Origin of the sequence: Chryseobacterium cucumeris, from assembly GCF_016775705.1 — a bacterium.
Lineage (GTDB): Bacteria > Bacteroidota > Bacteroidia > Flavobacteriales > Weeksellaceae > Chryseobacterium > Chryseobacterium cupriresistens.
In genome coordinates, this window is record NZ_CP068760.1 from 4,431,590 (window position 1) to 4,444,468 (window position 12,879).

Consider the following 12,879-nt stretch of genomic DNA (forward strand, 5'->3'; position numbering starts at 1 on the left):
ACCTTTAACTATTACTTAAAAAAATTATGAAAAAAAGCATTCCGTTTTTTATTATTTCGATGTTGCTAAGTCCATTGGCAACGGCTCAGACCACTCAGGTAAGAGATTTTGTCATTGAACCACAGATTCAGCCCAATTTTTATATTTATAAAACTTTCGGAGTATTCGGAGGGAAAGAATATTCTACCAATGCGGTTTATCTGGTGACCAAAAAAGGAGTTGTCTTATTCGATGTTCCGTGGCAGAAAACACAGTATCAAAGTCTTTTAGATACTATTCAGAAAAGACATAATCTTCCTGTTATTGCGGTATTTGCCACTCATTCGCATGAAGACAGAGCCGGAGATTTAAGCTTTTATAATAAGAAAGGGATCAAAACCTACGCTACAGCGAAAACCAATGAGCTTTTGAAGAAAGATGGAAAAGCAACCTCTACCGAACTTATCAAAACAGGAAAACCTTACCGCATTGGTGGTGAAGAATTTGTAGTAGATTTTCTTGGGGAAGGGCATACAGCTGATAATGTAGTGGTATGGTTCCCGAAATATAAAATCCTGGACGGAGGTTGTCTTGTAAAAAGCAAAGCAGCCGTTGATCTTGGGTACACGGGAGAAGCTAATGTTGCAGAATGGCCGAAAACCATGACAAAACTTAAAAACAAATATTCACAGGCAACTTTGATTATCCCCGGACATGATGAATGGAAAGGGGGCGGACACGTAGAACATACGCTTGATCTTCTGAATAAAAAATAAATTTGAAGCGCCCTGGCGCATGCCAGGGCGCTTCGATTTTTAAACCATCATATTAATGATTACTATTTTCTAAAAGTTGTGATACTTTTTCAATTTCTTGCATCGTATTGAAATAATGAGGAGATAACCGGATCGCATGGTCTACATTTTTTAAGGTAAAATCAATTAAGGCATCCTGTCTGCGGTTTTCCTTAAAAAATACATTATGATCACTCAAAGCTTTATGTATCTTTTCAACCTTTCCATCTGCCTGGCAGAAAGTCACAATACTGCTTAATCTGTTTCCTCTATCCAGAACTCTGAAACCATTATTCTGCAGATTAATTCTTAAAGTATCAGTCAACTTCCGGTTGTAATTCTCAATTTGATCCATTCCTATCGCATTGGCATAGCGTAAAGCCTCTGCAAATCCAGCTAAAGCAGCATAAGGTCTTTCAAAAAGTTCAAACCTTTTAGCAGTGTCATGGAGTTGAAAATCATCAAATGCTGTCCATTGAGCCCCAAAACTATCTAAAAACAGAGGATACATTTTCTGGTTCAATACTTTGTCTGAAACGTATAAAAATCCAGTTCCTCTGGGTCCGCGCATGAACTTTCTTCCGGTTGCCGTCAGAAAATCACAATGGATTTTTTCTACATCCACCACAATCTGGCCTACTGACTGACAGGCATCCACAAGATACAGAACATCATACTGTTTACATAACTTCCCCACTCCTTCTACATTCTGAATTAACCCGGAATTGGTAGGAATATGAGTAACCGCAATTAATTTCGGATTATGTTTTTTAATTAATCTTTCAAAGTCTTCCAGATCCAATTCATGGTCGGGAAGATTGGCAACCCTTACAATTTCAATATGACATCTTTTCTGCAGAGAAATAAAAGCAATCTGATTGGATATATAATCATCATTGGTGGTAATGATACAGTCACCTTCTTTAAAATCAATACTGGATAAAGCTTTTGCATATCCATCTGTAGAACTGCTTACAAATGCTATGTTGGAAGGTTTTGCATTAATCAGTTTTGCGGTTTCATCATAAAACCGGTTGATGAGACCTGTGTTTTTAGTTGCAGCTGTATAACCTCCAAACTCCTGCTCTTCATATAAAAACTTAATGGTAGTGTCCACAACAGATTTAGGCATCAATGATGCGCCTGCACTGTTTAAAAAAATCTTATCCGAACATCCCGGAGTCTCCTGTCTTATAACCTCTAAATTCATTTTATCAATCCTTACAACAAATTTACTTTTAATTTTTCCTAAATACGACCATAAAAAATCCCGAATTTTCATCCGGGACTCTATTTTTAATTAATGATTTTAATCTAAAACACTCCAACCTCTTTTTGGATTCGTGTTCGTGGATACTTCCTGCTCATTAACGATAATATTTTCTTTTCTCTGACCGATATAATCAAGCTCGCTCAGTTTAGAGAAAATAATTTCAAGGCTTCTCAACATCTGTTGAATATAAAGCAATGGTTCACCACAATTATGGTGGTCATAATTCGTTTCTGCGACAATAGAAAGCTGGTTCAATAAGGTATGTGGGGCAATTTCACTCCACTCTAAACTGTAGTTCAGCATTTCCTCCAGTTCTGCCGGAACAAGAAGCTGGGTTGAATTGTATAAATGAAGCGCCAGTCTTGCAAAAGATTCAATTAAAAATACAGGTGGCTGCCATGGTGTTATATTTCTGAACTGGAAATACATATCACCAAAAGTATTGATCATGGTAGTACACAAAAACTTAACGTTTTGTGCTAAAGCTGTATTCTGATTCTTGTGAGAAGCTTTCTGGATAATTTTAAAAGCATACTGCTGAAGATTTCCGATAGATTTTGCATAGCTGCTGTAATAATCTACCAAAGCCGGATGACTCTGCACAGAAGTACAAGGCGGAATAAAGTTGGAATCCACCTGGGCAATATTTCCTTTTAAATCTACCTTACCGATAATAAGATAATTTCCTCCTGAATAGCTGCTGTTCAAGGATGTTACTGGAAGCAGTTCTATATGATGATTCGGCTGTGCACTTGGATGGCGTGGCGGAATTTCTTCAGGATCAATATCTCCAAAAGGTACTTTATCAAAAGGATTTACAGAGATCAGGATATAATATTCCCCGTCTGCCTGCTCTTCATTCATTGATTTCGCCAAAGACTTCACACTGATTCTTCTGTCCGTAAGTTCAATACGGTATCCAGCCATTGTAACGGCGCTGCAACGTTTAATTACAAGCTGTACATCATTGGTTGCCGTGTTGTGAACGTCAAAAATGGTACGGTCTGTAAATTCGTTCGAAATAGGTAAAAGCCCGTAGTTATATGTAGTAATTCCAAGGGAATTGGAATCTCTGATGGTATCGATTAAGAAATTATCCTGATCATTAAGGTGTCTCTGGGAAACTTTCATCCCATCCACCCAATTGATGGCAAAATGTTTAATAGGCTGTATCATGTTTAATACTTTTTAATTTTTTGTGTTATGATTTTCTTGTGACTCCCTCCTCTTCATGCTGAATAACTCTCTTACAAATCACCACTTCATTTTCAGAAATGTTGTTTGTCGTAATGTCGTGGTCGAAATCTATATATTTTCTAAAACTGAAAAACGATTTTTTGGTGTAGAAAATCCAGTAATAAGGCTCATTTCCCTCGTCTGAAAGATGAATAATGGAACCCGGATTTTTATGATTGTAATCATCTACTACCCTGTAGAACCAGTCTCCGAAAGTAACTCCGGTAGGAAGTGTTTTGGCTTTAATTCTGAAACGGTTGGTATCTTCTAATTTTTTGCTCAGTTCAACATTCAGGACCATTAATCTGTCAAAATCGGCACCTTCAAAATCAGGCAGTTTCTGCTCCGGAGAATATCTCCACGTTTTATAAATATCAAAAGGAATGCTGATAAACTGAATATAGCAGTAATAAAAAACCATCGGAACCACAAAGATCACCATACTTGTCGCTGCCATTACAGCATATCCTGTACCTTTACTCATCAGGTTGAAGAGCAGTGTAAAAAGATATCCGCCCAAAGCGATACACGTCAGAGAAAGGATAGATTCAAACAGAATGCTCATTGCCAGAGAATCGATGTGCTTTTTGAAATATTTATGCAGCAGATTCACATGAATAATCCCAAAAATAAGATAGATCACCTGTGCAATAAGATACCAGTACGGATTAAAAAGGTTTCCCGCAAACCCAAAAACACCCGGAATAGCCAGACATAAGCTGCAGAGCAGTACGTATATAATAATTACTTTAATTTTTATCGCAGGTTTATTTCTCCTGATTACACCCAGTATAACCATCATAATAATAGCGATTAAAGGCATTAAGATATACCTTAGAAAAATACCTTTTACTGAAGAAATTTCCATTTGTTTCTTTTCGAATTTATACTTTGTTGGTAGTTGTAAATATAATAAAATAATTTAGAGGAATGTAGAGTATCCAAGGCGGCTGGCATTTCTTTCATCGTCCTCAAGGCTGAATGAATATTCCTTCTTTTCGGTAACAAAATTCTCCTCTACGTCCACTGTTACAGGAAGAAAATAATCATACAGAGCCTGAAGCACATTTCTGAACGGACTTCCCGGAATATATTTCTTCATATCCCCGTAAGGAATAGGACCAATGTTTACCACCCAGTTTCGCTGCCCGTCCATATGAGGTCCGCTTGGAATATAGGTGACGCCCAATCTTGAATTTCCCAGTAACATGGAATTATCATTTTTCTCAATTCCGTCAATAATATTAGGTGAAAAACTTACTTTTACCGGTACCTGCAGAAAAGCAGTCATACATCTTTCAAACCATCTTTTGTCTCCTCTGATCTGATGGAAAAACGGTAAAATATGCATAAAAATATAAGCGTTCTGCTTGTCCAGCATTTTTATAAGAGGCCAAAGCTCACTCACTGTTTCCAGCAAAGAATCTGTATTGCTTGTAATATCAAATTCTGATTCTTTAAGCAAAGCACTTATTTCTGTAAAAAATACTTCCAGCTCAAAAGGCCGGAAAAACTTACGGGCATCATCTTCTACCCTTTTCTGCTTCCGGATTTCTCTTACTACAGTATCTACATTTTTTCTGGAAGCTCCGAGAGACGGCGGATGGAATAAACCTTCCGGAAGATAGTCATAAATGCCTTCCCTGTAAGTCTCTATAGTAAAAACTTCCTCATCAAATCCTAAATAACTGCTTGAAATACTTTTAATATCTTTCAGGTAAGCACGGTCGTTTACGCCCACACGCTCAATGAAGATATTGCTTACCGCACGATGGTATTTCAAGAGGTTTACAGCCACAGCTTCAGCCTTAAAGTCTGTCTGCAGCTTATTGTAATGCATATCTACAATATTATTCTCATACATAGTGTTTCCTCTGATTATGACTTGTAAAGATAATATATCTCATAAGTTTGAAAAAATATTTTTACAACAATTTTATCCTAAAAATAATAATTTATTGACATTAATAGGAATAATTTTCTACAAATTCCGTGAAAATACGGTAAACAGCCTATTTATTTGCTTTTTTAAATTTAAAATTAACTATTCAGAATCAATCGATTAAAGGGTTTTCATTTATCGTTTAAAGTTCAAGGTTTAAAATTTAAAGTGTAAGGTTGTGATTCAGATTTTAAATTGTAATCCGTATTGTTCTCTCCTGTTACCTTTATTACCGGAAAAATTCGAGCCGTCAAACCTACTGTAATTGCTTCTTTTATTTAAATTAAATTTTATTAACATCATCATATGGAATAAATTCAGGATAAAGCATGCTCATTCCGAAAGCGGGCCGTATCTTTGCAGACTGAAAATTGTTATTTAAAATGAAAAGTATTTATTCTAAAATTCTGATTTTAGCATTCATGGCCTCTTCACTTTATTCTTATGCGTGGGGATTAACGGGACACAGAGTGATTGCAGACATTGCACAAAACCACCTTTCCCGCAAAGCAAGAAGAGAGATTAAAAAGATCATGGGAAAAGAGCGTCTGGCTTACTGGGCAAACTGGCCGGATTTTATCAAATCTGATACAACAGGCGCATGGAAGCAGGCTTCATCATGGCATTATGTAAACATTGATCCGATGACTGATTTTAAAGCTTTCGAACAAAACTTAAAAGCACAGGCGGGACCAAGCCTTTATACTCAGGTAAATACCCTTTCCAGCCAGATCAAAGATAAAAACACTTCTGAAAAAGACAGAAAAATTGCTTTGATCTTCCTTATTCACATTATGGGAGATCTTGCTCAGCCTCTACACGTAGGAAGAGCTGAAGATTTAGGTGGAAACAAAATCAATGTTACCTATTTCGGGGAAAAAACAAATTTACACTCTGTTTGGGATGGAAAATTAGTAGATTCTCAAAAATACAGCTACACCGAATATTCTAAGCTTTTAGATATCAAATCTAAAGAAGAAGTAGCACAGATTCAGTCCGGAACACTGGAAGACTGGCTGTATGATTCTCACAAAATCGCCAATAAGATCTATGCACAGACTCCAAATGATTCTAAATTAGCTTACGATTACCAGTACAAGTTTAATGAAACGATGGAAAGACAGCTTCTATACGGAGGATTGAGACTGGCAAAAGTATTAAACGAACTTTTCTAGTTACGAGTTGCGAGTTGCGGGTTCATTAACCATAATAGCCTGCAATAGTAATCTTAGATATAAAGACGGGACTTCGGTTTCGTTTTTTTTTGTTTAAAGTTTAAGGTTTAGGATTTAGGATTTAGGATTTAGGATTTAGGATTTAGGATTTAGGATTTAGGGAAATTATAAAGTTTGTAAATGAATTTACCTCTTTTAGAATTTATATTTATTTTTTTAAATGATAAACCAAAACACAAAACAATTTAGTTATCAGTTATTTAATCTATTATTAAAAAATCATTAATACATTTTATAGTATACTTTGCACAAAAATATTAAATCCTGTGTAACCTTTTTACCTTTTCATACGTATATATTATAGTAACTCTTTTTTGAGGAAAAAATAAATGAGACAATTAAAAATCACTAAGCAGGTTACCAACAGGGAAACTGCTTCATTAGACAAGTATTTGCAGGAAATTGGTAAAGTGGAACTGATTACTGCGGACGAGGAAGTAGAATTGGCACAAAGAATACGTGCCGGCGACAGAGCCGCACTTGAGAAATTAATCAAAGCCAACCTTCGTTTCGTAGTATCTGTATCTAAGCAATACCAAAATCAGGGTCTTTCTTTACCCGATTTGATCAATGAAGGTAACTTAGGATTAATGAAAGCGGCAAAAAGGTACGATGAAACTAGAGGTTTCAAATTTATCTCTTATGCAGTATGGTGGATCCGTCAATCAATTTTACAGGCATTGGCTGAACAGTCAAGAATTGTAAGATTACCATTGAACAAGATTGGATCTATCAACAAAATCAATAAAGCATACGCTCACCTTGAACAGGAAAATGAAAGACCACCTTCTCCGGAAGAATTGGCTGAAGTTCTTGACATGAGCGAGGAAGATATCAAAGAATCTATGAAAAACTCCGGAAGACACCTGTCTATGGATGCACCTTTGGTAGAAGGTGAAGATTCTAATCTTTATGATGTATTACGTTCAGGAGAATCTCCAAGTCCTGATAAAGATCTGATGCTTGAATCTTTACAAATTGAGATTGAAAGAGCATTGAATACTTTGACGCCAAGAGAGGCTGATTTAGTAAGATTATACTTCGGACTGAACGGAAAACACCCAATGACTTTAGAGGAAATTGGTGAAACTTTCGATCTTACAAGAGAGAGAGTTCGTCAGATCAAAGAAAAAGCAATTAAGAGACTAAAACACAATACCAGAAGCAAGATCCTTAAATCTTACCTGGGTAAATAATTTTAGCGTAAAAATTTTATAGGCGGAGTCTGTTTTCAGGCTCCGTTTTTTTATGGATGTAACATTTTTCAAAGTTTATTCAACTAATTAAAATCATATCCTTTAATCCACTTGCGTTAGCATTGAAATGATTAACTTTAATAGCTTTGAATATGATGCTGATTTTCAACTAAAACAAAACATACTATGAAAAAAATACTTTTCGCTTCTATCCTTGCCTTGTCTCTATTTTCCTGCAGTGAAAACAAATCGCAGCACGCTCCTGTGGTAGAAAATGCAGTTGACAATGCTGAATCTTCAGTTTCCGGTGCTATTAAAAAAAATACCAGATACTCCTCACGTGAAGGAAATCTTGTTCAGGAAATCTATCTGGAGCTTATAAAAAATGATAAAACTTTACAGGATCTTGACTTAAGAATAGAAAATATTCAAAAGGAAACGGAAACCTCCATTTCGGAATATGATGATGTTATTCAAAAATCGGAAACATACTATAATGATGCGACTGTATTATCCGGTTCCATTACAGATTCCATTACCAAGAAACAAATTGAAAAAGAGATAAAAGCAAGCGCTGAAAAATATGATGTAAAAACACAGACGATCAGAGACCTCATCGCCAAAATAAAAGCAAACAGGACCACACTTCATGATCAATACCTTGTATTCAAAATCAGAAAAACACTTCCTGAAATTGAAAAATATCAAAAGGCCCATCCTCTGAAAACAGACAGTCTCAATCAATTTATCAATAAGCAGAATAAACTGCTGGAAGAGCTGAAAAATCTGAAATAAAATTATAACACCTTATGAAATATACGACCCAATGGCTTACCGATAAAAGCCGCGTAAAAGAACTTGTAGACTTTTTTATTACGCATAAAACAGATGCTTATATTTCTCATGGCGAAATGATGTCCGGCAGAGCCATAGACTCACACCACTGGAATCCTGATCTTGAACTGATCCTGACAGAACAGCTGATCACCGATTTTAATTCCGATGGCAGTTCCAAACTGAATATTCTGGTTGCAGAAAATGAAAATGGAGAAATAGTCGGCATGATGGTTTTCAACGTCATCAACAGTCCTTTTAAAAAGTATGCTATTCTGGAAGATATGCTTCTGGATCAGTCAGTGAGAGGCCAGTCTCTTGGAAGTAAACTGCTGGAGAAAGCTATTCATGAATCTAAAAGCTGGAACATCAGTTTTATCTTATTAGAAAGTGGAGTCAACAATCATGGCGCTCACAACTTTTTCAGTAAGTACGGTTTCAAAAAAGTGTCGGAGAGTTATATTTTAAGTTTATAAATTAAAATTCAGGTCCTAACTTATGAGCACCATTTCTATTATCGGAGCCGGAATCGGAGGACTTATCCTCGGAAATGTACTGAAACAGCATCAGTATGATTTCACGATCTATGAATCTGCGCCTGAAATAAAACCGGTAGGAGCAGGAATTATGATGGCCGTCAATGCAATGCAGATATTCGATAAATTAGGTTTAAAGGAAAAAATTAAAAAATCATCAACAATTTATTAATAACAACTAAAAATTAACAACATGAAAAAAATTTTTTATGTATTGCTCCTGCTCATAGGAGTTCATACGGCACAAGCTCAGGAAGTCCCGGTACTGGACAGAGCTTTATTCTTTGGTAACCCGGAAATTTCCGGAGGACAACTGAGTCCCGATGGGAAATGGATTTCCTTTACAAAAGAATATGAAGGGATTATGAATATCTGGGTAAAAAAAATTGATGAGCCTTTTGAAAAAGCACGTCCTTTAACAAACAGCAAACGCCCGTTGAATGGATATTTCTGGACAGAAGACGGAAAATATATTCTGTATGTAAAAGATAATAACGGGGATGAAAACATGAATATTTTTGCAGTAGATCCTATGGCAAAAGTAACAAAAGGAGTTCCGGAATCAAGAAATATTACACCGCTTAAAGACGTTACTGCAAGTATCTACATGGCAAGCAGAAAAGATCCCGATTTGCTGATGATTGGATTGAATAACCGCGATAAAGCATGGCATGATCTGTATTCGGTGAAAATTTCTACAGGAGAACTGAAAAAGATTTACGAAAATAGAGACCGTATCACCAGCTATGAATTTGACTGGGATGAAAAATTAAGGGTTCTTTCCAAAACGGATGATAAAGGAACGACACAGTTTTTTTATAAAGAAGGTGATAAACTGACTCCTATTTATGAAACACTGGTTACAGAAAGTGCTTATATCTCCAACTGGAACGAAGACAATTCTAAGTTTTATTTGGTAACCAATAAAGGAGATCTTGATAAATCTACACTATTCCTGATGGATCCGAAAACAAAACAGATTACAAAAATAGAAAGTGATCCTAAAGATAAGGTGGACTTCGGAGGACTGTTTTTAGACAGAAATACAAGAAAAATGATCTACACTTCTTATACCGGAGATAAAACAGAATATTACTGGAAAGATAAAGCCTGGGAAGCTAACTACAAATTCCTGCAAAGTAAATTCCCTGGAAGAGAGGTTGGTTTTGCAAGTTCTACCAATGATTATTCTAAGTTCCTTGTTTCCGTAGGAGGAGATAAATATGCTTCAGAAGCCTATTTCTTCGATGCCAAGACAAAACAGCTGATATTCCAGTATACGCCAAGAACAGAACTGAAAAAAGTTGAAAAATACCTGGCTGCCATGACTCCTATCAGCTATAAAAGCAGTGACGGACTTGAAATTCCGGCTTACCTGACTTTACCTGTAGGTTCTTCTGGAAAGAATGTTCCTGTTGTGGTTTTAGTACACGGAGGCCCGAAAGGTCCAAGAGATTATTGGGGATATAACTCAACCGTACAGTTTTTAGCCAACAGAGGATATGCTGTGCTTCAGCCTAACTTCAGAGCAAGTGGCGGATATGGTAAAAAGTTCCAGAATGGCGGAGATCTTCAGTGGGGAAAGCTGATGCAGGATGACATTACCTGGGGCGTAAAATATCTGATCGATCAGGGAATTGCAGATAAAAACAAAGTGGTGATCATGGGAGGAAGCTACGGTGGCTATGCAACGCTGGCCGGGCTGGCTTTCACTCCGGATGTATATGCTGCGGGAGTAGATATCGTAGGACCAAGTAACTTATTTACATTACTGGATTCTGTTCCTGCTTATTGGGAATCTGCCCGTGCATTCCTTTATGGGATGGTAGGTGATCCAAAAACAGAGGAAGGTAAAAAACGTATGCATGATGCAAGCCCACTATTCAGTGTAGATAAAATCAATAAACCATTATTGATTGTTCAGGGAGCTAATGATCCAAGAGTAAAGCAGGCTGAAGCAGATCAGATTGTCATTGCTCTTCGTGATAAAGGTAAAAAGGTAAACTACATTCTTGCTGATGATGAAGGTCATGGATTCCGTAAACCTGTAAACAGCATGGCGATGTATGCTGAAACCGAAAAATTCCTTGCTGAAGTTATCGGAGGAAGATATCAGAAAGAAATGCCTGAAAATGTAGCAAAACGTCTGAAGGAAATGACGGTTGATATTTCAAAAGTTACTTATACACCAGCAAAGACTGAAAAAGCCGTGGGAGCTTCTAAATAAAAGCATCTTATATATTACATAAAGCCATCTCGTGAAAATGAGGTGGCTTTTGCTTTTAGCTAAATTATTAACATTTTTCTTATAAAAATTATACCCATCAATTCCATAAAACCAACACATTACATTTGAGTAATTAATAATAAAAAATACTATTATGAATGTAAAAGAAAAAGAAAAAATTGAAAAGCTAGTTAAAAACCAATTAGCTCAATTTATTACTCTTAAAAGACTTACTATTCTTAAAATTAAATCTTTCTGATTTATTACAAACTTACCACGCAAAGGCTTCACTTTTGAATAGTAAAATTTTAAGGGAGCAAAGCCGGAATCAATTTCATTGATTCTTTTTAAGCGAATGTATTATTTAAAGCTTCATCAACGACAAAGTCGCAACTCTTTGCCCTCTAAAATTAAGCATTGCAATTATCTATTCTGAATAAAGTTTTTGTATCCACAAACAAAGCCATTCGTTTCAGAATGGCTTTTATCTTTTTAATTCTTATTGGCTTTATTATTTTCAGTCTGCACCAACTCTATCCAGCGGACCATTTCTTTTACCTGACTTTCAGAAAGCACAGCTTTCGGATGTAGATAAGTATAAGACGTAAGCGGCATTTTTTTCTGTTGGATCTGATTAGCAACAGATTCTAATTTATTGGCCTGCTTACGTTGACTGTAGCTACCCCATTCATTAAAATTCAATTCCTCTTTTCCTTTTTTAATATGCTTTTCAAGATAATAACTTAAAGGCTGTATATAGGAATAGAACGGATAATGCGTAGAATTGCTGTGACAGTCATAACAAGATTGCCTTAAAACAGATTGTACATTCTCGGGAACTTTATAAACCTTTGAAATATCTGTTGAAGGAACCTGCCCGTAATCAATATTACGGGCAGGCTGAATAATCTGAATAAGTAAAAAAATGAGAACAAACCCTAAAAATATGCTTTTAATGTGCCGGTTCATTTCTTTTTACATTTTAAAATACTTTTTTTACAGAGCCACAGTTAATCATTTTCTGTCCCTCATATGGATTGACAATCTCCTCCGACTCGCTGATCCAGGTTCCACCTTTTCCATTATTGTACATAGGACAGAAATCCTGGTATAATTTTAAACCGCCGGTTCCCTGTTCTTTTATTAAATCGGTGATATCATTACTCAGGGAAAGCAGATGTTCTCTCTGATGAGCTATATCATAAGATTTTTTACCTATATGTTCTGCGTTCTCTGCTGAACTTTCTATAATATCACGCAACTCAGAATTGTTTTTTGCATCAGTTGTACTGATGTCTATTTTCTTTAAGATGGAAAACAGGTTTTTAGCCGCATCGGAAGCTTTTTTAGAATCATCCTGAGCCAGGGCATTTTTTAGAGGAAGGTAACCTTTGATAACTTGCTGAATCGGAAAAGGTGAAAGCTCCTCTGCTTCTTTTTTATTTTCCGGATTTTCTTTTAGCTCCTGACTTGAAGTTTCGCCAGCCTCAGTTGTTTCTATTGTTTTGATTTCCGGTTCTGCGGCCTTGTTTTCAGCTATTTTATGATCGGGTTTATTACAAGAATATAATGTAGCTCCCACAAACAATACGGTTATTATATTTTTCATTGTTTCTTAAATAATAGG

General features: G+C 36.1%; 13 protein-coding genes. 7 read left to right on the forward strand and 6 right to left on the reverse strand.

Going from position 1 to position 12,879, the window contains the following annotated elements; translation table 11 throughout:
• Window positions 1-26: 26 nt before the first annotated feature.
• A complete protein-coding gene (blaIND, locus tag JNG87_RS19785) occupies window positions 27-755 on the forward strand; it encodes an IND family subclass B1 metallo-beta-lactamase (RefSeq protein ID WP_202840596.1) in 729 nt (242 codons plus the stop codon).
• Window positions 756-807: 52 nt separating this feature from the next.
• On the opposite strand, the gene JNG87_RS19790 is transcribed toward blaIND, so the two are convergent.
• The 4 genes from JNG87_RS19790 to JNG87_RS19805 form a co-directional block, all read right to left on the reverse strand.
• Window positions 808-1,983 carry an aminotransferase class V-fold PLP-dependent enzyme gene (locus tag JNG87_RS19790; protein ID WP_238349625.1) on the reverse strand — a complete coding sequence of 392 codons (1,176 nt, stop codon included), beginning with the start codon at window positions 1,981-1,983 and terminating at the stop codon, window positions 808-810.
• A 99-nt stretch (window positions 1,984-2,082) separates the two neighbouring features.
• On the reverse strand, window positions 2,083-3,222 hold the full coding sequence (locus tag JNG87_RS19795) for a hypothetical protein (RefSeq protein WP_202840598.1): 1,140 nt from the start codon (window positions 3,220-3,222) through the stop codon (window positions 2,083-2,085).
• A 25-nt stretch (window positions 3,223-3,247) separates the two neighbouring features.
• Entirely contained in the window at window positions 3,248-4,150 is a 903-nt protein-coding gene (locus JNG87_RS19800; protein ID WP_110011562.1) for a TssN family type VI secretion system protein, read from the reverse strand.
• Between the two features lie 54 nt (window positions 4,151-4,204).
• Complete coding sequence (locus JNG87_RS19805; RefSeq protein WP_238349626.1) at window positions 4,205-5,122, reverse strand: type VI secretion system baseplate subunit TssG; 918 nt, start codon at window positions 5,120-5,122, stop codon at window positions 4,205-4,207.
• A gap of 485 nt (window positions 5,123-5,607) precedes the next feature.
• On the opposite strand from JNG87_RS19805, the gene JNG87_RS19810 reads away from it, so the two are divergent.
• From JNG87_RS19810 to JNG87_RS19835, 6 genes are all read left to right on the forward strand, one after another.
• Window positions 5,608-6,399 (forward strand): S1/P1 nuclease, encoded by a 792-nt coding sequence (locus JNG87_RS19810; RefSeq protein WP_110011560.1) that lies wholly within the window; start codon window positions 5,608-5,610, stop codon window positions 6,397-6,399.
• Window positions 6,400-6,788: 389 nt separating this feature from the next.
• Window positions 6,789-7,655, forward strand: coding sequence for an RNA polymerase sigma factor RpoD/SigA (locus JNG87_RS19815; RefSeq protein WP_002979276.1), 867 nt, complete (start codon window positions 6,789-6,791; stop codon window positions 7,653-7,655).
• 186 nt (window positions 7,656-7,841) lie between these two features.
• Complete coding sequence (locus tag JNG87_RS19820) at window positions 7,842-8,450, forward strand: hypothetical protein (RefSeq protein WP_120231317.1); 609 nt, start codon at window positions 7,842-7,844, stop codon at window positions 8,448-8,450.
• A 14-nt stretch (window positions 8,451-8,464) separates the two neighbouring features.
• A complete protein-coding gene (locus JNG87_RS19825; protein ID WP_202840601.1) occupies window positions 8,465-8,965 on the forward strand; it encodes a GNAT family N-acetyltransferase in 501 nt (166 codons plus the stop codon).
• A 22-nt stretch (window positions 8,966-8,987) separates the two neighbouring features.
• Window positions 8,988-9,197, forward strand: coding sequence for an FAD-dependent monooxygenase (locus tag JNG87_RS19830; protein ID WP_228436669.1), 210 nt, complete (start codon window positions 8,988-8,990; stop codon window positions 9,195-9,197).
• Window positions 9,198-9,218: 21 nt separating this feature from the next.
• A complete protein-coding gene (locus JNG87_RS19835; protein WP_202840603.1) occupies window positions 9,219-11,252 on the forward strand; it encodes a S9 family peptidase in 2,034 nt (677 codons plus the stop codon).
• A gap of 492 nt (window positions 11,253-11,744) precedes the next feature.
• On the opposite strand, the gene JNG87_RS19840 is transcribed toward JNG87_RS19835, so the two are convergent.
• Both JNG87_RS19840 and JNG87_RS19845 read right to left on the reverse strand, forming a co-directional pair.
• Window positions 11,745-12,221 carry a heme-binding domain-containing protein gene (locus JNG87_RS19840; protein WP_202840605.1) on the reverse strand — a complete coding sequence of 159 codons (477 nt, stop codon included), beginning with the start codon at window positions 12,219-12,221 and terminating at the stop codon, window positions 11,745-11,747.
• Window positions 12,222-12,234: 13 nt separating this feature from the next.
• On the reverse strand, window positions 12,235-12,861 hold the full coding sequence (locus JNG87_RS19845; protein ID WP_202840607.1) for a DUF3347 domain-containing protein: 627 nt from the start codon (window positions 12,859-12,861) through the stop codon (window positions 12,235-12,237).
• Window positions 12,862-12,879 lie beyond the last annotated feature (18 nt).

Coding starts and splice junctions, on each gene's coding strand:
- blaIND (WP_202840596.1), top strand. CDS start 27: ATGAAAAAAAGCATTCCGTTTTTTATTATTTCGATGTTGCTAAGTCCA.
- JNG87_RS19790 (WP_238349625.1), bottom strand. CDS start 1,983: ATGAATTTAGAGGTTATAAGACAGGAGACTCCGGGATGTTCGGATAAG.
- JNG87_RS19795 (WP_202840598.1), bottom strand. CDS start 3,222: ATGATACAGCCTATTAAACATTTTGCCATCAATTGGGTGGATGGGATG.
- JNG87_RS19800 (WP_110011562.1), bottom strand. CDS start 4,150: ATGGAAATTTCTTCAGTAAAAGGTATTTTTCTAAGGTATATCTTAATG.
- JNG87_RS19805 (WP_238349626.1), bottom strand. CDS start 5,122: ATGCATTACAATAAGCTGCAGACAGACTTTAAGGCTGAAGCTGTGGCT.
- JNG87_RS19810 (WP_110011560.1), top strand. CDS start 5,608: ATGAAAAGTATTTATTCTAAAATTCTGATTTTAGCATTCATGGCCTCT.
- JNG87_RS19815 (WP_002979276.1), top strand. CDS start 6,789: ATGAGACAATTAAAAATCACTAAGCAGGTTACCAACAGGGAAACTGCT.
- JNG87_RS19820 (WP_120231317.1), top strand. CDS start 7,842: ATGAAAAAAATACTTTTCGCTTCTATCCTTGCCTTGTCTCTATTTTCC.
- JNG87_RS19825 (WP_202840601.1), top strand. CDS start 8,465: ATGAAATATACGACCCAATGGCTTACCGATAAAAGCCGCGTAAAAGAA.
- JNG87_RS19830 (WP_228436669.1), top strand. CDS start 8,988: ATGAGCACCATTTCTATTATCGGAGCCGGAATCGGAGGACTTATCCTC.
- JNG87_RS19835 (WP_202840603.1), top strand. CDS start 9,219: ATGAAAAAAATTTTTTATGTATTGCTCCTGCTCATAGGAGTTCATACG.
- JNG87_RS19840 (WP_202840605.1), bottom strand. CDS start 12,221: ATGAACCGGCACATTAAAAGCATATTTTTAGGGTTTGTTCTCATTTTT.
- JNG87_RS19845 (WP_202840607.1), bottom strand. CDS start 12,861: ATGAAAAATATAATAACCGTATTGTTTGTGGGAGCTACATTATATTCT.